The following is a 17,951-nucleotide window of genomic DNA, read 5'->3' on the forward strand; positions in this document are numbered from 1 at the left end:
CAAACGCAGCGCGTGCCTTGGATCGTGGGGGTTTCGGGAGCTTCCGGGACGCCGTACGCGGCGGCGGTGCTGCGGGCGCTGCTGGACGCCGGGGAGGACGTCGACCTGGTGGTCAGCCGGGCCTCGCGGCTGACGCTGCTGGACGAGACGGGGATCCCGTTCCGGGACGCCCACTGGCGCGAGGACCTCGGGGACTGGCTGGCCCGCGGCGCCGACGGCAAGCCGGACAGCTTCGCGCCGGACCTCGGCCGGGTGCGGTACTGGAACGCGGGCGACCTCGCGGCGGGACCGTCCTCGGGGTCGTACCCGGTCAAGGGCATGCTGATCGTGCCGGCGTCGACCGCGTGCGTCGCGGGGGTGGCCCTCGGCCTCTCCAAGGACCTGTTGCAGCGGGCGGCGAGCGTGACGCTGAAGGAGCGCAGGCCGCTGGTGGTGGCGGTGCGCGAGACCCCGCTGAACGGGCAGACCCTGCGCCAGCTCGTCGCGCTGGACGACGCCGGGGCGAGCGTGGTCCCCGCCTCCCCGGCCTTCTACGCGGGCGCCACCCACATCCAGGACCTGGTGGACTTCGTCGCCGGCCGGGTGCTGGACGCGGCGGGCGTGGCGCACGGCCTGTACCGGCGCTGGAAGGGCGAGCTGGGCGGCGGCGCGCGGGACGAGTAGGCGTGCAGGGCAAGTAGCGGTACCTCACATCACTACGGCGAATTTCACACCGGAAGGCTTCGATCGCATGGACGCGGTGGACAGGCAGCTCATCCAGGCCCTGAGGGAGAACGGCCGGGCCTCGTACGCGGAGCTGGGGCGCCTCGTCGGCCTGTCGGGACCCAGCGTCACCGACCGCATCAACCGGCTGGAGGCGGCCGGCGTCATCACCGGTTACCGCGCCACGGTGGACGCGGCCTCGCTGGGCCTGGGCGTCACCGCGCTGATCGGCATCTCGCTGTCCGACGCCGCCGACCACGAGGACGTGGCCCGCAGGCTGAAGGACCTCACCGAGATCGAGGACTGCTGGTTCATCGCCGGCGACGACTCCTTCATGCTCAAGGTGCGCTCCTCCGACGTGGACGGTCTGGAGAAGACGATCCGCCGGCTGAGCGGCACCAAGGGCGTCTCCCGTACCCGCACCACGATCGTGCTCTCCACCAAGTGGGAGAACCGGGTCGGGGAGCTGCCCGAAGAGGTGTGACAGCGGGTCAGGGGGGCCGGGGGAGTACGGTGGGGCAGGTTGTCGTGGAAAGGTGTGGGTATGGACGTCGGACTCAAGCGCGAGCTGGAGGACAAGGTCCGCTCCGGTGAGCGGCTGACCCGTGAGGACGGCATCGCGCTCTACGAGTCGGACGACCTGGCGTGGCTCGGCGGCCTCGCCCATGAGGTGCGCACGCGCAAGAACGGCGACGTGGTCCACTTCAACGTCAACCGTCACCTCAACATGACCAACGTGTGCACGGCGTCCTGCGCCTACTGCTCGTTCCAGCGCAAGCCGGGCGAGAAGGACGCGTACACGATGCGCATCGAGGAGGCCGTGAAGCTGGCCACGGCGATGGAGTCGGAGAACCTCACCGAGCTGCACATCGTCAACGGCCTGCACCCGAACCTGCCGTGGCGCTACTACCCGCGCTCGCTGAGGGAACTGAAGGCCGCGCTGCCGAACGTCTCGCTGAAGGCGTTCACGGCCACCGAGATCCACCACTTCGAGACGATCTCCGGGCTGAGCGCGAGCGAGATCCTGGACGAACTCATCGACGCCGGGCTGGAGTCGCTGACCGGCGGCGGCGCCGAGATCTTCGACTGGGAGGTCCGCCAGCACATCGTGGACCACCGCACGCACTGGGAGGACTGGTCCCGTATCCACCGCCTGGCGCACGAGAAGGGTCTGAAGACCCCGTGCACCATGCTGTACGGGCACATCGAGGAGCCCCGGCACCGGGTGGACCACGTGCTGCGGCTGCGCGAACTCCAGGACGAGACCGGCGGGTTCCAGGTCTTCATCCCGCTGCGCTACCAGCACGACTTCGTGGACATGAAGGACGGCAAGGTCCGCAACCGCCTCCAGGCGCGCACCCAGATGGCGACCGGCGCCGAGGCGCTGAAGACGTTCGCCGTCTCCCGGCTGCTGTTCGACAACGTGCCGCACGTGAAGGTGTTCTGGGTGATGCACGGGGTGCAGACCGCCCAGCTCGCCCTCCAGCACGGCGCGGACGACATGGACGGCTCGGTCGTCGAGTACAAGATCACGCACGACGCGGACAACTACGGCACGCCGAACAAGCTGACCCGTGAGGACCTGCTCGACCTGATCCGCGACGCGGGCTTCCGCCCGGTGGAGCGGAACACCCGGTACGAGATCATCCGCGAGTACGAGGGCCCGGACCCGCTGCGCCGGGAGACCCCGCAGGCGATGCGCGTCTGACCTTACGGACGTTGGTTGAGCCGGGGCCGAGGTAAGGATTACCTTGGCCCCGTGTCTCTTACCTTCACCCTGGACCCCGCCGTCACCCCCGAGCTGCGCGACGGCCTGCTCGACCTGTGGGCGGACGTCACCAACGCGGGCGGCGCCGTCGGCTTCGTGGCGCCCGCCACCCGCGAGGACATACGCCCCGAGCTGGTCCGCTCACTGGCCCGGCTCGCCCAGGGGCACAGCAGGCTGCTGGTCGGACACGACGACGAAGGCCGGGTCTCCGCGACCGCGTTCCTCACCTTCAACACCCACCGGCTGATGGGCCACTGGCTCTGGCTGTACACGGTGATGGTCCACCCCAAGCACCAAGGCCGCGGCTACGGCCGCGACCTGCTGGCGGCCGCCGCCGACGCCGCGCGCGGGATCGACGGCATCGACGCGATACGGCTGGGCTGCCGCAGCGGCCTGGGCCTGGAGCGCTTCTACACCTCCTGCGGCTACCGCGAGGTGGGCCGGGTACCGGACGCGATCCGGGTCGCGCCCGGCGAGTACCGCGACGACGTCACCATGCTGCTGACCCTGCGCTGAGCCCGCCCACCCCCTGCCAAGATCGGGTACGGGGCGTGCTTCACTGGACAGCGCACGCCTTTGGGGCCGAAACGACACGGAAGAGTGGATTGAGATGCTCCGCTACACGCTGATGCGCCTCGGCGTCTTCGCCGGCTGCCTCGTGGTCGCCTGGGGAGCCGTCTACTCCGGGATCTTCCCGCGCGGGTTCGGCGCCTCCAACCTCTTCTGGATCGTGCTGCTCGCCATGATCCTCTCGGCGCCCATCAGTTGGGTGGTGCTGCGCAAGGAGCGCGAGCGGGCCTCGGTCCAGGTGGCCGGCCGGGTGGAGCGGATGAAGGCCAACCTGGACGCCAACCGCAGCCAGGAGGACGCGACCGAGGCGCACAGCCAGGCTTCCTGACCTGGGCCCGGCTTCCTGACTCCGCCCGCGAAGCGGAACATCCCTCACGAAAACTCCGGGACTGCACACATCCGGCGCCGGACCACCGCCCGGTGTGCACAGGGTCACCACAGGTGCCTCGTACGATCGCCAGCCTGACGGCGGCGCACCGGTGCGACGGACGGCCGCCCTGAACGCCCCGGTGCGCGGGGCGCGTATGTCATGCAGCAAGCAGTACGCCGCTGCACGTCCCAGGAGCCGCCCGTGACCGCCCTGTACCCCAACGCCCCCGTCTCACCCGCCCCGCACGTCTCGGCCCTCGACTACGACGGCCGCCCGGTGCTGGTGGAGCCGGAGATCCGGCGCCTGGACGGGGCCGTACGGGAAGTGGCGGTGCCCCCCTTCGCGCCCCCGGTCACCCACGGCTCGCTGGCCGACCTGCCCTTCGACAACGCCGAGGCGGCGCCCGGCGCGGTGGTGCTCAGCCGGAAGAACGCCTCCGGCGAGTGGGAGGACGTGACGGCCGGGCAGTTCGCCGCCGAGGTGCTGGCGGTGGCGCGCGGGCTGGTCTCGGAGGGGCTGATGCCGGGCGAGCGGATCGCCGTCATGGCCCGCACCCGGTACGAGTGGACCCTGCTGGACTTCGCCGCCTGGGCGGCCGGCCTGGTCACCGTGCCCGTCTACCCGACCTCCTCCGTCTACCAGACCCGCTGGATACTCCAGGACTCCGGCGCCGTCGCCCTGATCACCGAGACCACCGCGCAGGGCGCCGCCATCGCGCCCGAACTGGCCCAGCTCCCCGAGCTGCGGCACGTCTGGGTCATCGACGAGGGCCATGTGGAGCTGCTCGCCGAGGCGGGCGCGGGCACACCGGACGGGGAAGTGGCCGTACGCCGGGGCATGCTGGGCCCCGACACGCTCGCCACCCTGATCTACACCTCCGGCACCACCGGCCGCCCCAAGGGCTGCGCCCTCTCGCACGGCAACTTCTTCGCCGAGGTCGACAACGCCATCGAACTCCTGCACCCGGTGTTCAAGGTGACGACCGGTGAGGAGGCGTCGGTGCTGCTGTTCCTGCCGATGTCCCACGTCTTCGGCCGCATGGTCGCCATCGCCTGCGTCCGGGCCCGGGTCCGCCTCGGCCACGCCCCCAGCCTCAAGCCCGAGCATCTGCTGCCGGACCTGGCCGCCTTCAAGCCGACCTGTCTGCTGACCATCCCGTACATGCTGGAGAAGGTGTACAACACCGCCCGCGCGAAGGCCGAGTCCAGCGGCAAGGCCGCCGCCTTCGACCGGGCCGCCGCCACCGCCGTCCGCTACGGCGAGGCGCTGGAGGCCCGCCAGACCGGCACCGGGAACGGGCCCAACGCGGCCCTGAAGGCCGGCCGTTCGTTCTACGACCCGCTCGCCTACCGCAAGCTGCGCGCCGCCATGGGCGGCAAGGTCCGCTACGCCATCTGCGGCGGCTCCCCCCTCGGCCGCCGGCTGGCCGCCTTCTTCGCGGGCGCCGGCATCGAGATCTTCGAGGGGTACGGCCTCACCGAGTCCACCGCCGCCACCACGGTCACCCCACCGCTCAGGCCCCGCCTCGGCACCGTCGGCTGGCCGCTGCCCGGCACCCGGGTCCGGATCGCGGCCGACGGCGAGATCCTGATCTCCGGCGACCATGTGCTGCGCGGCTACTGGGACCAGCAGGCGGGCGGTGTCGTCCCCGCGACCCGCGACGGCTGGCTCGCCACCGGCGACCTGGGCGAACTGGACGACGACGGCTACCTCACCATCACCGGCCGCAAGAAGGAGCTGCTGATCACGGCGGGCGGCAAGTCGGTGGCCCCGGCCCCGCTGGAGAACTGGCTGCGCCAGCACCCCCTGATCTCCCACTGCCTCCTCGTCGGCGACGGCCGCCCCTACATCGGCGCCCTCATCACCCTGGACCCGGACGGCATCAACCACTGGCGCCAGATGAACGGCAAGCACCCGGTGCCGCCGGAACTCCTCGTCGGCGACCCGGACTTGAACACCGTGCTGTGGGACGCCGTCGAGCAGGCCAACCAACTCGTCTCCCGCCCGGAGTCCATCCGCCGCTTCACCGTCCTGCCCGGCGACTTCACCGAGCACACCGGCCACCTCACCCCGTCCATGAAGCTCCGCCGCGCCCGCATCCTCCGCGACTTCGCGGACGCGGTGGAGGGCCTGTACGCGGGGTCGGGTCAGGTCACCGGGCCCTAGGGCTCACTTCGGCCAGCAGGTACGCCTGCGGGACGGGTTCCGTGGGGCCCGGCGCGCGCACCGTACGGGAGGTGACGGCGAACCCGGCCTCCTCCAGCAGCGCGGCCATGCGGTCCGGGTCGCGGCGGAGGAAGTCGAGGCTGACCGGGTGGCCCCAGGGCCGGTCGTGGCGCCGGGGTTCCTCGCCCGCCTGGAAGGCCAGCAGCAGTTGCCCGCCCGGCGCCAGCACGCGGCGGAACTCGGCGAACAGCGCGGGGAGTTGTCCGGCCGGGGTGTGGATGCTGGAGTACCAGGACACGACACCGGCGAGCTTCCCGTCGGGCAGGTCCAGCTCCAGCATGGAGCCCTGTGCGAAGCGCAGGCCGGGGTTCTCGCGGCGGGCGATCGCCAGCATGGCGGGGGAGAGGTCGAGGCCGAACACGTCGAGCCTCTCGGCGGCGAGGAACCCGGTGACCCGGCCCGGCCCGCACCCCAGGTCGGCCACCGCCGCACCCGCCCCCACCAGCTCCGCGAACACCTTCAGCAGGGCCCGGTCGAAGGGCTGGGCGAGATGCGCCCGGCGGAAATGATCGGAGTAGTCCTCGGCGATCGCGTCGTAGAACGTGCGGGTCGCGGCGAGGAAGTCGGGGGAGGCGGCGGAGTCGGTCATGAGGAGCGACCCTAGGGGTTCCGGGGACTTCCCCGCGGCCGTTCGGGTGAGAACTCGGGGACCGGAATGGCCTCGCCCCCGGTGATCAATGCGCGGTGGGCGGGACGCGGAATTCGCCCGGAATTCATGGGAACGTCACGGCGAAAAGGCAGGAGCCCCGTCGCCGGTAGGCGTGGGGCTCCTTGGGTACTGCACTCAGGTTCTGCGATCAGGCAGTGATCAGACGGGGGTGACGTTCTCCGCCTGCGGACCCTTCGGGCCCTGGGTCACGTCGAAGTTCACCTGCTGGTTCTCCTCGAGGGAGCGGAAGCCGGTGGCGTTGATCGCGGAGTAGTGAACGAAGACGTCGGGGCCGCCGCCCTCCTGGGCGATGAAGCCAAAGCCCTTTTCGGCGTTGAACCACTTAACGGTTCCGGTAGCCATAAGCCCTCCTTGGGCCCAAAAGGGTTGCCCTGCTCCAGAACCTGCAAGTGCGAACGGTGCTGCACAACTGCATTCATCTGAAAACGACGAGAGCCCGCGGTCACATGCTCCGCAGGCTCTGTACTGCAAGGGAAACCAAACTGCAACTTGCGGCGAGCCTAGCACGCGGGCACCGGAAAGCAATAGAGGTCAAGATCACGTCACCCGAATGTTTGAACCCTCTGCCGAGGGCGCACACGACGGGCCGGTCGGGGCCACGTATCGCAAGGGGTCTAGTCTCGCGATGTGGACAATTCTCGCACCCGGCCGCGCGTCGGCCACATCCAGTTCCTCAACTGCCTGCCCCTCTACTGGGGGCTCGCGAGAACCGGCACGCTCCTCGACTTCGAGCTGACCAAGGACACCCCGGAGAAGCTCAGCGAGCAGCTCGTGCGCGGTGATCTCGACATCGGCCCCATCACGCTCGTGGAATTCCTGCGCAACGCCGGTGACCTGGTCGCTTTCCCCGACATCGCGGTGGGCTGCGACGGCCCGGTGATGTCCTGCGTGATCGTCTCGCAGGTGCCCCTGGACGAGCTGGACGGCGCGCGTGTCGCCCTCGGCTCGACCTCGCGGACCTCGGTCCGCCTCGCCCAGTTGCTGCTGGCCGAGCGGTACGGGGTGCGGCCGGAGTACTACACCTGCCCGCCCGACCTGAGCCTGATGATGCAGGAGGCGGACGCCGCCGTCCTCATCGGCGACGCGGCCCTGCGCGCCAACCTGCTCGACGCACCGCGCTACGGCCTTCAGGTGCACGACCTGGGCGCGCTGTGGAAGGAGTGGACGGGCCTGCCGTTCGTCTTCGCGGTGTGGGCCGCGCGGCGCGATTACGCCGAACGCGAGCCGGAGATCACCCGCAAGGTGCACGAGGCGTTCCTCGCCTCCCGCAACGTCTCCCTGGAGGAGGTCGGCAAGGTCGCCGAGCAGGCCGCCCGCTGGGAGGCGTTCGACGAGGCCACCCTGGAGCAGTACTTCACCACCCTCGACTTCTCCTTCGGGCCCCCGCAGTTGAAGGCGGTCGCGGAGTTCGCCCGCCGCGTCGGCCCCACGACCGGCTTCCCGGCCGACGTGAAGGTGGAACTGCTCGGGGCGTAATCACTACGCTGCGAGGGCGCGGCTTTACGGGGGAGCCCGCGGGGGAGGGGTCGCCATGCAGCCGCTCGGAGCGGACGAACCGGCCGCCGTCGGCCCGTACCGGCTGCTGGGCCGGCTCGGCTCCGGCGGCATGGGCCGCGTCTACCTGGGCCGCAGCGCGGGCGGCCGGACCGTCGCGGTGAAGATCGTCCACCCGCAGTACGCGCTGGACGAGGAGTTCCGGGCCCGTTTCCGCCGCGAGGTGGCCGCCGCGCGCCGGGTGGGCGGCGCCTGGACCGCGCCCGTACTGGACGCCGACCCGGACGCCCCGGTCCCCTGGGCCGCCACGGCGTACGCGGCCGGCCCCTCCCTGGCCCAGGCCGTCACCGCCCACGGCCCGCTGCCCGCCCACACCGTACGGGCGCTGGGCGCCGGCCTCGCCGAGGCGCTGGCCACCGTGCACGCGCTGGACCTCGTCCACCGGGACGTGAAGCCGTCCAACGTGCTGCTCACCCTGGACGGCCCGCTGCTGATCGACTTCGGCATCGCCCGCGCCACCACCGGTACCGCCTCCCTCACCGCGACCGGCACCTCGGTCGGCTCGCCCGGCTACATGGCCCCCGAACAGATCCTCGGCGGCCGGGTCACCGGCGCGGCGGACGTCTTCTCCCTGGGCGCGGTCCTCGCCTACGCGGCGACCGGCACCCCGCCCTTCCCCGGCGACTCCTCGGCCGCCCTGCTGTACAAGGTGGTCCACGAGGAGCCGGAACTCGGCTCGCTGGACGGCGAGTTGCGCGAGATCGCCACCGCCTGCCTGACCAAGGACCCGGCCGGCCGCCCCGCCCCCGCCGACCTCGCCCGCCGCCTGGCCCCGCAGGGCGCCGCCGCCCTGATCACCGGCGGCTGGCTCCCCGGCCCCCTGGTCGAACAGGTCAGCCGGAGCGCGGTCCAGATCCTCAACCTGGAGGCGTCCGCCGACGCGCCCTCGGGCCCGGTGGACTTCAGCAGCCCGGCGGTACCGGGGGAGTTCGGCCCGGCACCCGTGATGACCCCGGCCCCCAAGACCGCGCCCGGCAAGGTGAGCGTCAGCCTGGCGGCGACCTTGACACCGGGGGAGCGGGGACGCGGGCGCCGGATGAGCTGCACGGTGGCCCTCGCGGTGGCGGCCGCGCTGGCGGCGGTCTCCCTGGGCGTGACGACCTGGCTGCGCCCCGACTCCGGCGACGGCAACGACACGGCGGGCAGCGCCCCGACCCACTCCGCCCCGGCCGACCGCGCCGGCGCGATCCCGGCCCGCTACCTGGGCACCTGGGAGGGCAAGGCCACCGCCCTGGACGGCGCGCTGCCCATGGGCACCTTCCGCGTCACGGTCCACCAGGCCACGGTGGGCAAGGAGCTGGGCAACCTCCGCCAGACGGACCAACTGGGCGGAATCTGCGAGGACATCCTCACCCTGAAACAGGTGAACTCCACCCGCCTGCTGGCCACGTCCACCGGCGCCAAGTCCAACCACAAGGGCTGCGACCCCGCCCCGCACGAGATCCGCCTGACCCCCACCGGAGACGACCTCACCTACACCTCCACCGCCACGGCGGAGGGCAACCCCGAGGCCCGCCTGTCCAAGGTGACCCCCGATGACTGACGTACTCCCCGTGGCGCTGGCGGCTCTGTGGGGCGCCCTGACAGGCGCCCTGCTCCCCAGAGCCGCGTACCGCTTCACGACCCCGCAGGGCACCCCATGGCGGGCAACATGCGAGGCGGATCACCCCTTGCCCGGCTGGCTGGGCACCACACCCTGCCCAAGGTGCCCCCGCAAGCCAGCACCCACCCTCCCCCTCCTCACGGCCACGATCTGCGCCCTCCTGGCCCTGGCGACGGGCCCCCGCCCGGAACTGGCGGCCTGGCTGACCCTGACCCCGGTGGCAATCCTCCTGACGACAGTGGACCTCCGCGTACACCGCCTCCCGGACCCCCTGACCCTTCCCCTCACCCCCGCGGTACTGACGCTGCTGGCCCTGGCGACGAGGCTCCCCGACCACACCGGCACCTACCGCACAGCCCTCTACGGAGCCCTGACCCTGGGCATCGCCTACCTGGCCCTCCACCTCCTCAACCCCTCCGGCATGGGCTTCGGAGACGTAAAACTGGCCCCGGCGCTCGGCGCGGCCCTCGGCTGGTACGGCTGGCCGACCCTGCTGCTCGGCACCTTCGCCACCTTCACCACAGGCGCCCTCTACGGCCTGACCCTCCTCCTCACCCGCAGAGCCACCCGCAAGTCGGCCATCCCCTTCGGCCCGTTCCTGCTGACGGGCACGCTCCTGGGCGTACTGCTGGGCGCGTACACGTCCTGAGGGAGCCCCCTCGCGGCCTGAAGTCGGGTGATCCAAGAGGCTGGCGTAGGCTGGCGAGGTCCGTCCACAACCCTTGACGAAAGGGACGCCCGGTGACCGAGAAGGCCGAACTCGCTTCTTTGGATGTCGCAGCCGTGCTGGACCGAGCCGCAGCGGGCGGACGCATCACGCCCGAGGAAGCGCTCGTCCTCTACCGCGACGCCCCCCTGCACGCGCTCGGCGCGGCCGCCGACGCCGTGCGCCGCCGCAAGTACGCGGGCACCGAGCACATCGCCACGTACATCATCGAGCGCAACATCAACTACACGAACGTGTGCGTCACGGCGTGCAAGTTCTGCGCCTTCTACGCGGCCCCCAAGGACACCAAGAAGGGCTGGACCCGCGACCTGGACGACATCCTGCGCCGCTGCGCGGAGACGGTCGAACTGGGCGGCACCCAGATCATGTTCCAGGGCGGCCACCACCCGGACTACGGGGTGGAGTACTACGAGTCGCACTTCAAGGCGATCAAGGACGCGTTCCCCCAGTTGGTCATCCACTCCCTCGGCGCGTCCGAGGTAGAGCACATGGCCAGGATCTCCAAGGTCTCGGTGGAAGAGGCCATCACCCGCATCCACCAGGCGGGCCTGGACTCCTTCGCGGGCGCCGGGGCGGAGCTGCTCCCGGCCCGCCCCCGCAAGGCGATCGCCCCGCTGAAGGAGAGCGGCGAGCGCTGGCTGGAGATCATGGAGACGGCGCACAACCTGGGCGTGGAATCCACCTCGACCATGCTCATGGGCACCGGTGAGACGAACGCGGAGCGCATCGAGCACCTGCGCATGATCCGGGACGTACAGGACCGTACGGGCGGCTTCCGGGCCTTCATCCCGTACACCTACCAGCCCGAGAACAACCACCTGAAGGGCCGCACGCAGGCGACGCTCTTCGAGTACCTGCGCATGATCGCGATCGCCCGCCTGTTCATGGACAACGTCCAGCACATCCAGGGCTCGTGGCTGACCACGGGCAAGGAGGTCGGCCAGCTCTCGCTGCACTACGGCGCGGACGACCTGGGCTCGATCATGCTGGAGGAGAACGTGGTCTCCTCGGCCGGCGCCAAGCACCGCAGCAACCGCCTGGAGATCATCGACCTGATCCGCAAGGCAGGCCGCACGCCCGCACAGCGGGCAACCACCTACGAACACCTGGTGGTCCACGACGACCCGGCGAACGACCCGGTCGACGACAGGGTGGTCTCCCACATCTCCTCAACGGCCATCGAGGGCGGCACGGCCCACCCCGAACTGAAGCTGATCGCCTCCAACTAGCCCCAACGTGCTGACACTTCACGTAGCCGAGAACTCCCCGGAGACAGCGGTACTGATCGACGGGGCAACGGTGGCAGCCGTAGCCCCGTACGAAAGGCTGACGGCAGCCGCCCCCCAGGCCAGGGTCCGCCGATGGCCCGGCATCCTCACGCCGGGCCTCCTGAACCCGTACGCCCCGGAACTCCTGGAAGCGACGTACCACCCGGACCCAAGAGAAGCGGACAAGCTGGGCACGGAGCCCATCACCGGAGAACGCGCACAAGCGATCTTCCGCACTGACCCTTCCCGCCTGGGCGCGAGCGCACGCAGGGGCGTACAACGCATGCTGGCAAACGGCACGGTGGCGGTGGCAGGCGACCTGAGAACCCGCACGGTGGCGGACGTAGTACGCAGAGCGGGCTTGGCAGTGGGCCAACGCCCACCCCGCCTGCCAGGCCCCCCATCGCTCTCCCCCCGCCCCCTGATCCTCCTGCCACCTCTGGCACGGTCGGGAGCGGCCCGCTTCGCGGTATTCGACGTGGAGTCGCGCGAGGACCTGGTGAAGCGGGGAGCGAGCACCTGCGTGGCGACGGTGATCGAGGGCCGTATCGTCCACCGCCGCCGCTGACCGAGACGGCGGGACACCCGGCGACGGCGGCGAGGGGACGTGTCGGGGGGTGTCCGCCCGCAGCGGCCGGCGAAAAGGCAAGTTCAGCGCATCGTAGAAACGCAAGTCGCCGGACCGAGGACGGATACCCCCCGGCGCGGCCCCGCCCTGAAGACGCACCGCACCCGTACCCAGCCGAACTCAACCGGCCTGCAACAATGACAGGGTGACCCGCGCTTCCTTGAACAAGCAGCCCCACGAAGTCGCCGAGATGTTCGACGACGTGGCGGAACGGTACGACCTCACGAACGACGTGCTGTCACTGGGCCAGGACCGCCGCTGGCGCAAGGAGGTGGCGAAGGCGGTGGACGCCCGCCCCGCGCAGAAGGTCCTGGACCTGGCGGCGGGCACGGCGACGTCATCGCTCCCCTTCGCGAGGGCAGGCGCCTACGTGGTCCCGTGCGACTTCTCCCTGGGCATGCTCCAGGTGGGCAAGAAGAAGCACCCGTGGCTCCCGATGACCGCGGGCGACGCGACGAGGCTCCCGTTCAAGGACGACACCTTCGACGCGGTGACGATCAGCTTCGGCCTGCGCAACGTCCAGGACACGGACGCCGCGCTGAGGGAGCTGTACCGGGTGACGAAGCCGGGCGGCAGGGTGGTGATCTGCGAGTTCTCGCACCCCACGTGGACCCCGTTCCGCACGGTGTACACGGAGTACCTGATGCGGGCGCTCCCCCCGGTGGCGAGGTCGGTGTCGTCGAACCCGGACGCGTATGTGTACCTGGCGGAATCCATCCGAGCCTGGCCGGATCAGCCGGCGCTGGCGGAGAAGCTCCAGAAGGCAGGCTGGCAGAACGTGGCCTGGCGAAACCTGACAGGCGGAGTGGTGGCCCTGCACAGGGGCTTCAAAAAGTAAGTACCCCCCGCAAGCCCCCCCGCACCCCGCGAGGGACACCTCACCGAGCGATCATCTCGAACGCATCCCCGGGCTCCCCGAGTTCCCGCTGCAACCCCCCGGAGGGCGGCGCGGGCAACCGGGGCTCCCGAACACCCCCACCCCCCTCACCCTCCCCGAAGTCGAACCACACATAGACGACGGAGTCGGGCGGAACCTCAGCCCCGGGCGCGGGAAACTGCCGTACGACGTAGTCGACGACGACCCCCGCGAACTCGGGCCGATCGGGCGCGTTGAGGAAGAGCCCGCGGGCCGAGGCAGCCGCGCGGGCGTCCACGGCCATGAGCCCGACAAACCGAGGCACCCGCACCTCGGACGTTCTGGGTGGAATTCGCACTGATGTCACCCCCAGCGGTACTGGCAGGGTAACTCCGGGGACGAGCACCCGGAAACGACATCTCTCTTTCTGTGACAATCAACTACGGAGAGTCACAACTCAAGGGAGTAGCAAAGCCCTTGCCGCTCGGACAGCGGAGTCACGAACCGCTCGGAAACCCGCATCCCCAGCCGCCGCGCAACAGCGATGGACCGCTCGTTCTCGGCGTCGACCATGGCGACAACCCGCCGAACCCCAGCGGAGCGAACCCGCTCAAGACAATCGGCCGCGGCGACAGACGCGTACCCCAGCCCCCAGTGCGCCCGCCCGAGCCGCCACCCGATCTCGATCTCCCCGGCGGGCCCCCAGGCGTGCGGCCAGGGCTGAGCCCCGGTGAACCCGACGACGTCCCCGGCGGAGTCGAGGACGGACCACAGACAGAACCCCAGCTCGGCGTCGTGCCGCCGCTGCCGGGCGGTGAGTTCCTCGTACACGGACAGCTCGGCGGCGCGCCCCCCGTGGAACCGCATGACCTCGGGATCGGCGAAGACCCGGTGCCAGGCGAAGGCGTCCTCGTCGGTGGGCACACGCAGCCGTACTACGGGGTGAGTTCGGTTCACGATGCAGCCCTTCAGCCGGTTGATCAATTCTGCTGAATAGACTGCCCATGTCCAGTGCCCGTCGGCACGAAGATTCACAACCTTGGGGAGATCCCGCCGTGACTGAGCCCCTCTCCGACAACACCGCAGACGTGATCGTCGTGGGCGCGGGGCCGGCCGGCTCCACCACGGCCTATCACCTCGCCAAGGCCGGACTCGACGTCCTGCTGCTGGAGAAGACCGAGTTCCCGAGGGAGAAGGTCTGCGGTGACGGCCTGACCCCGCGCGCGGTCAAGCAGCTCGTGGCCATGGGCATCGACATCTCCGAGGAGGCGGGCTGGCTGCGCAACAAGGGCCTGCGCATCATCGGCGGCGGCTCCCGGCTGCAGTTGGACTGGCCCGATCTCGCCTCGTACCCGAACTTCGGGCTGGTGCGGAAGCGGGACGACTTCGACGAGCAGTTGGCGAGGCAGGCGCAGAAGGCGGGCGCCCGCCTGTTCGAGCTGTGCAACGTGAGCGGCCCGATCATCGACGACCGTACGGGCCGGATCACCGGCGTGACGGCGAAGCTGGGCGACGACAAGCGCCCGGTGACCTTCCACGCACCCCTCGTCGTCGCGGCGGACGGCAACTCCACCCGCCTCTCCCTGGCGATGGGCCTGCACCGCCGCGAGGACCGCCCGATGGGCGTGGCCGTACGCACATACTTCGAATCGCCGCGTCACGACGACGACTACCTGGAGTCCTGGCTGGAGCTGTGGGACCGCCGGGGCGCCCAGGACCGCCTGCTGCCGGGCTACGGCTGGATCTTCGGCATGGGCGACGGCACGTCCAACGTGGGCCTCGGCGTGCTGAACACCTCGGACTCCTTCAAGGAACTGGACTGGCGCGAGGTGCTCAAGGCGTGGTGCGCGTCGATGCCGGAGGAGTGGGGCTACACCCCGGAGCACATGACGGGCCCGATCCGGGGCGCGGCGCTGCCGATGGCGTTCAACCGCCAGCCGCACTACACCAAGGGCCTGCTGCTGGTCGGTGACGCCGGCGGCATGGTGAACCCCTTCAACGGCGAGGGCATCGCCTACGCCATGGAGTCCGGCCAGCTCGCCGCCGACGTCATCGTCCAGGCCCACGCCCGCCCGACCCCGGCCACCCGCGAGATCGCCCTCCAGCGCTACCCCCGCGTCCTCAAGGACACCTACGGCGGCTACTACACCCTCGGCCGAGCCTTCGTAAAACTCATCGGCAACCCCAAGGTCATGCAAATCGGCGCCCAACGCGGCCTCACCCACCCCCTCCTGATGAAGTTCGTCCTCAAACTCCTCGCCAACCTGACGGACCCCACAGGCGGCGACACGATGGACCGCGTGATCAACGGCCTGACAAAGGTGGCCCCGAAGGCGTGAACCCCTGAGGGGGTCAGCTCAACAGAGTCGCCCTGGCGGCCCGGCGGGACAGCACCTCGTCTCGCCGGACCGCCGTCTGTCGCAGGGCGTCCCGTTTCTCCCGCTTGGAGAGGCGGTCGAGGTAGATGACGCCGTGGGTGTGGTCGGTTTCGTGGGCCAGGCAGCGGGCGAAGTAGCCGGTGCCTTCGATGCGGAGAGGGTTGCCGTCCTTGTCCTGGCCCCGGACGACGGCCCGTTCGGGGCGGGGGACGGACATCGTGGCGCCGGGGACGGAGAGGCAGCCCTCGGTGTCGTCGAGCAACGGGCGTCCCGCGGGGGCGGGTTGCAGGACCGGGTTGGCGATGTGGCCGACGTGGCGGATGCCGTTGTCGTCGGGGCAGTCGTAGACGAAGAGCCGGAGATCGACGCCGACCTGGTTCGCCGCGAGGCCGGCGCCCTCGGCGACGTACATCGTGCGGAACATGTCGTCGATGAGGGCCGCGAGGTCGGGCCCGAACTCCGTGACGTCCCGGCACGGCTTGTGCAGGACCTCCTCGCCGGTCTCGGTGATGCGGCGCACCGCACCCCGGCCGGCCTCCGGGGCGTACCGGGGGTAGTGGCCGGCGGGACTTCCCTGGACGAACACGCGTGGCATCGCGCTGTCTCCCTCTGCTTGGCGGCGGGCCGCCGGGCGGCGGCCCGGGCCCGAGCATGGCAGGAGACGCACGAAGGCCGCTGCCCCCCGAGGGCAGCGGCCTTTCGTGTGCGGGGTGCGGAGGGGTCAGAGGACCCGGACCGCGCCGGTGGGCTGGTCGTAGGAGAGGGGACGCTCCACGACGCCCGTGGAGGGGTTCTGGGCGCCGACGAACATGCCGTCGCCGACGTAGACGCCCACGTGGTACGCGCTGCCCGCGCTGCCCCAGTAGAGGATGTCGCCGGGCTGGAGGTTGCTCAGGGAGACCTGGGTGCCGGCCGTGGACTGGTCCTGGGAGACGCGCGGCAGGCTGATGCCGACCTGCTTGAACGCCGTCTGGACCAGGCCCGAGCAGTCGTAGGCGGACGGACCGGTGGCACCGGACACGTACGCCTTGCCGACCTGGGACTTCACGAACGACACGATGGACGCGGCCGAACCGGTCGCGCTGGACGAGCCGGTGACCGTGGAGCTGCCCGCGTCGGTGCTCGCGGACGCGGCGAGCACGGTGCGCTCGGCGTTGCGGGTGGCACGGGCGGCGGCCTCCTTACGGGCCTCCTCCTGCGCCTTCTTCTTCGCCTCGGCCTTCTGCTGCGCCTCGGCGAGGTCCGCCTTGGCCTGCTTCGCGGCGCTGGCGGCGGCCGCGTCACGCTCGGCCTGCAGCTCGTAGTTCGCGGCCGCCTGCTGGGTGGCGTCCGCGGACTGCGCGACCTGGGTGGCCACGTCGGCGGTGAGGGTGGGGAGTTCGAGCGTCTGCGTCACGGGCTCGGCCTCGGCCGCGTTCGCGTAGCCGGCCGCTCCGGCGACCGCCAGGGTGCTGAGGACGCCGCCGGCGACACCGGACCGCACGACGATGGACGACGCGCTGCGGCGGGGCTTCCGGTGGCTGCGTATGTGAGCGGTGTGGGACATGGGAACAACCGGTACCAGGGGCTCCTTCATATCTTCAACAAACGTGTGCTGCGCCACAATTGTTCAATCGGATCTCCGAAACCCGGTCGCGTCACTCTTTATTGACGCCGTAACGGACATAGCGGACGGAGATCATTGGGCCGTTGATCACGGTCTTTGATCATTACGTCCGAATTGCCCCGCGCCTACCATCGGTTGGGGTCGATGGCCAAGCCCGGCTCCGGAACGCCCGCCACCGGTGTGGCGGAGGTCACGGAACGGTCACCGGAAGAGTCGCGTCCGCGACGACCGGCCGCGCGCCGGGACTTCGTGAACGCGCGCACGCACTCCGGTCGCGTCCACACCTTGCCCCGAATCTCCCTCCAGGGTGTGAATGCCCTCCTCTAGCAGTCGCATGCGTCCAACACCAATTTGCATGCACCGGAACCCTCTTGATATTGAGGCACACCTCCCGCACACCCTCTGACGTGCACCGACGAGCAGGATTGTCACCCCTGGTGATCAACTGAACGCTTCGCGTGCGAAGATCACCCATCCTCCGGCTTCATGATCCTTCGTCAGGTGGTGGAGATCACAAAGCTTGTGCAATACCCCGTGTCGCAGATCACAGAGCGACGGGCATAAGATGCGGAGCAGTCGGGCTTGTGACCTGCTTCACAAAGAGGCGGCTGTGAGCCCGTGATCCGCCACCAGTCAATGCCGACTGAAGGGAGCGAGGAGCGGTGAACGCGTACGCGCCCATCCTCGTACTGGGAGCCCTCGGGGCAGGCTTTGCGATCTTCTCCGTGGTCATGGCCGCGCTGATCGGTCCGAAGCGCTACAACCGCGCGAAGCTCGAAGCCTACGAATGCGGCATCGAGCCGACCCCCACGCCGGCCGGCGGCGGGCGCTTCCCCATCAAGTACTACCTGACGGCGATGCTCTTCATCGTCTTCGACATCGAGATCGTCTTCCTCTACCCCTGGGCCGTCACCTTCGACGCGCTCGGGGTCTTCGGGCTCGTGGAGATGCTGCTCTTCGTGCTCACCGTCTTCGTCGCGTACGCGTACGTATGGCGGCGCGGCGGCCTGGAATGGGACTGAGGG

The 17,951-nt window shown here is 70.3% G+C and carries 20 protein-coding genes; 14 read left to right on the top strand and 6 right to left on the bottom strand.

Features of this window, described 5'->3' with window-relative positions:
• Positions 1 to 12 precede the first annotated feature (12 nt).
• From E5083_RS00325 to E5083_RS00350, 6 genes are all read left to right on the top strand, one after another.
• A complete protein-coding gene (locus E5083_RS00325; RefSeq protein WP_135783602.1) occupies positions 13 to 663 on the top strand; it encodes a UbiX family flavin prenyltransferase in 651 nt (216 codons plus the stop codon).
• Between the two features lie 67 nt (positions 664 to 730).
• Positions 731 to 1,186, top strand: coding sequence for an Lrp/AsnC family transcriptional regulator (locus E5083_RS00330; RefSeq protein WP_018543802.1), 456 nt, complete (start codon positions 731 to 733; stop codon positions 1,184 to 1,186).
• Between the two features lie 60 nt (positions 1,187 to 1,246).
• The gene (mqnE, locus tag E5083_RS00335; protein WP_135783603.1) at positions 1,247 to 2,410 is read left to right on the top strand and encodes an aminofutalosine synthase MqnE; all 1,164 of its coding nucleotides are present in this window, start codon (positions 1,247 to 1,249) and stop codon (positions 2,408 to 2,410) included.
• Between the two features lie 51 nt (positions 2,411 to 2,461).
• Positions 2,462 to 2,986, top strand: a complete 525-nt coding sequence (locus E5083_RS00340) for a GNAT family N-acetyltransferase (protein WP_135783604.1) — start codon at positions 2,462 to 2,464, stop codon at positions 2,984 to 2,986.
• Positions 2,987 to 3,080: 94 nt separating this feature from the next.
• Entirely contained in the window at positions 3,081 to 3,368 is a 288-nt protein-coding gene (locus tag E5083_RS00345) for a DUF4229 domain-containing protein (RefSeq protein ID WP_135783605.1), read from the top strand.
• 201 nt (positions 3,369 to 3,569) lie between these two features.
• Positions 3,570 to 5,576, top strand: coding sequence for an AMP-dependent synthetase/ligase (locus E5083_RS00350; RefSeq protein ID WP_135783606.1), 2,007 nt, complete (start codon positions 3,570 to 3,572; stop codon positions 5,574 to 5,576).
• On the opposite strand, the gene E5083_RS00355 is transcribed toward E5083_RS00350, so the two are convergent.
• Positions 5,563 to 6,225 (bottom strand): class I SAM-dependent methyltransferase, encoded by a 663-nt coding sequence (locus E5083_RS00355; RefSeq protein ID WP_135783607.1) that lies wholly within the window; start codon positions 6,223 to 6,225, stop codon positions 5,563 to 5,565. The genes E5083_RS00350 and E5083_RS00355 overlap by 14 nt on opposite strands.
• Before the next feature lie 219 nt (positions 6,226 to 6,444).
• A complete protein-coding gene (locus E5083_RS00360) occupies positions 6,445 to 6,648 on the bottom strand; it encodes a cold-shock protein (protein WP_030813734.1) in 204 nt (67 codons plus the stop codon).
• A gap of 285 nt (positions 6,649 to 6,933) precedes the next feature.
• Between E5083_RS00360 and E5083_RS00365 the strand changes: the two genes are divergently transcribed.
• The 6 genes from E5083_RS00365 (at position 6,934) to E5083_RS00390 (ending at position 12,924) form a co-directional block, all read left to right on the top strand.
• Positions 6,934 to 7,782, top strand: a complete 849-nt coding sequence (locus E5083_RS00365) for a menaquinone biosynthetic enzyme MqnA/MqnD family protein (RefSeq protein ID WP_135783608.1) — start codon at positions 6,934 to 6,936, stop codon at positions 7,780 to 7,782.
• 55 nt (positions 7,783 to 7,837) lie between these two features.
• Positions 7,838 to 9,403, top strand: a complete 1,566-nt coding sequence (locus tag E5083_RS00370) for a serine/threonine-protein kinase (RefSeq protein WP_135783609.1) — start codon at positions 7,838 to 7,840, stop codon at positions 9,401 to 9,403.
• Complete coding sequence (locus E5083_RS00375) at positions 9,396 to 10,112, top strand: prepilin peptidase (RefSeq protein WP_135783610.1); 717 nt, start codon at positions 9,396 to 9,398, stop codon at positions 10,110 to 10,112. The genes E5083_RS00370 and E5083_RS00375 overlap by 8 nt, the downstream gene beginning before the upstream one ends.
• Positions 10,113 to 10,204: 92 nt before the next feature.
• Positions 10,205 to 11,419, top strand: a complete 1,215-nt coding sequence (gene mqnC, locus E5083_RS00380) for a cyclic dehypoxanthinyl futalosine synthase (RefSeq protein WP_135783611.1) — start codon at positions 10,205 to 10,207, stop codon at positions 11,417 to 11,419.
• Between the two features lie 7 nt (positions 11,420 to 11,426).
• Positions 11,427 to 12,026 (top strand): hypothetical protein, encoded by a 600-nt coding sequence (locus E5083_RS00385; protein WP_135783612.1) that lies wholly within the window; start codon positions 11,427 to 11,429, stop codon positions 12,024 to 12,026.
• A gap of 205 nt (positions 12,027 to 12,231) precedes the next feature.
• The gene (locus E5083_RS00390; protein ID WP_031183143.1) at positions 12,232 to 12,924 is read left to right on the top strand and encodes a demethylmenaquinone methyltransferase; all 693 of its coding nucleotides are present in this window, start codon (positions 12,232 to 12,234) and stop codon (positions 12,922 to 12,924) included.
• 40 nt (positions 12,925 to 12,964) lie between these two features.
• Here the strand turns inward: E5083_RS00390 and E5083_RS00395 are convergent, their stop codons facing one another.
• Together E5083_RS00395 and E5083_RS00400 are read right to left on the bottom strand one after the other, a co-directional pair.
• Positions 12,965 to 13,273: a PASTA domain-containing protein gene (locus E5083_RS00395; RefSeq protein ID WP_135784371.1), complete on the bottom strand. Its 309-nt coding sequence runs from the start codon at positions 13,271 to 13,273 to the stop codon at positions 12,965 to 12,967.
• 119 nt (positions 13,274 to 13,392) lie between these two features.
• Positions 13,393 to 13,899 (bottom strand): GNAT family N-acetyltransferase, encoded by a 507-nt coding sequence (locus E5083_RS00400; RefSeq protein ID WP_135783613.1) that lies wholly within the window; start codon positions 13,897 to 13,899, stop codon positions 13,393 to 13,395.
• A 47-nt stretch (positions 13,900 to 13,946) separates the two neighbouring features.
• On the opposite strand from E5083_RS00400, the gene E5083_RS00405 reads away from it, so the two are divergent.
• Positions 13,947 to 15,281, top strand: a complete 1,335-nt coding sequence (locus E5083_RS00405; protein ID WP_135783614.1) for a geranylgeranyl reductase family protein — start codon at positions 13,947 to 13,949, stop codon at positions 15,279 to 15,281.
• Between the two features lie 13 nt (positions 15,282 to 15,294).
• Here the strand turns inward: E5083_RS00405 and def are convergent, their stop codons facing one another.
• Together def and E5083_RS00415 are read right to left on the bottom strand one after the other, a co-directional pair.
• Positions 15,295 to 15,915 carry a peptide deformylase gene (gene def / locus E5083_RS00410; RefSeq protein ID WP_135783615.1) on the bottom strand — a complete coding sequence of 207 codons (621 nt, stop codon included), beginning with the start codon at positions 15,913 to 15,915 and terminating at the stop codon, positions 15,295 to 15,297.
• A 126-nt stretch (positions 15,916 to 16,041) separates the two neighbouring features.
• A complete protein-coding gene (locus E5083_RS00415) occupies positions 16,042 to 16,866 on the bottom strand; it encodes a C40 family peptidase (RefSeq protein ID WP_135783616.1) in 825 nt (274 codons plus the stop codon).
• A gap of 722 nt (positions 16,867 to 17,588) precedes the next feature.
• Between E5083_RS00415 and E5083_RS00420 the strand changes: the two genes are divergently transcribed.
• Entirely contained in the window at positions 17,589 to 17,948 is a 360-nt protein-coding gene (locus E5083_RS00420; RefSeq protein WP_030813697.1) for an NADH-quinone oxidoreductase subunit A, read from the top strand.
• Positions 17,949 to 17,951: the final 3 nt, after the last annotated feature.

Origin of the sequence: Streptomyces bauhiniae, assembly GCF_004784475.1 — a bacterium.
Taxonomy (GTDB): domain Bacteria; phylum Actinomycetota; class Actinomycetes; order Streptomycetales; family Streptomycetaceae; genus Streptomyces; species Streptomyces seoulensis.

Coding starts and splice junctions, on each gene's coding strand:
- E5083_RS00330 (WP_018543802.1), top strand. CDS start 731: ATGGACGCGGTGGACAGGCAGCTCATCCAGGCCCTGAGGGAGAACGGC.
- mqnE (WP_135783603.1), top strand. CDS start 1,247: ATGGACGTCGGACTCAAGCGCGAGCTGGAGGACAAGGTCCGCTCCGGT.
- E5083_RS00345 (WP_135783605.1), top strand. CDS start 3,081: ATGCTCCGCTACACGCTGATGCGCCTCGGCGTCTTCGCCGGCTGCCTC.
- E5083_RS00350 (WP_135783606.1), top strand. CDS start 3,570: ATGCAGCAAGCAGTACGCCGCTGCACGTCCCAGGAGCCGCCCGTGACC.
- E5083_RS00355 (WP_135783607.1), bottom strand. CDS start 6,225: ATGACCGACTCCGCCGCCTCCCCCGACTTCCTCGCCGCGACCCGCACG.
- E5083_RS00360 (WP_030813734.1), bottom strand. CDS start 6,648: ATGGCTACCGGAACCGTTAAGTGGTTCAACGCCGAAAAGGGCTTTGGC.
- E5083_RS00370 (WP_135783609.1), top strand. CDS start 7,838: ATGCAGCCGCTCGGAGCGGACGAACCGGCCGCCGTCGGCCCGTACCGG.
- E5083_RS00375 (WP_135783610.1), top strand. CDS start 9,396: ATGACTGACGTACTCCCCGTGGCGCTGGCGGCTCTGTGGGGCGCCCTG.
- E5083_RS00405 (WP_135783614.1), top strand. CDS start 13,947: ATGTCCAGTGCCCGTCGGCACGAAGATTCACAACCTTGGGGAGATCCC.
- def (WP_135783615.1), bottom strand. CDS start 15,915: ATGCCACGCGTGTTCGTCCAGGGAAGTCCCGCCGGCCACTACCCCCGG.
- E5083_RS00415 (WP_135783616.1), bottom strand. CDS start 16,866: ATGTCCCACACCGCTCACATACGCAGCCACCGGAAGCCCCGCCGCAGC.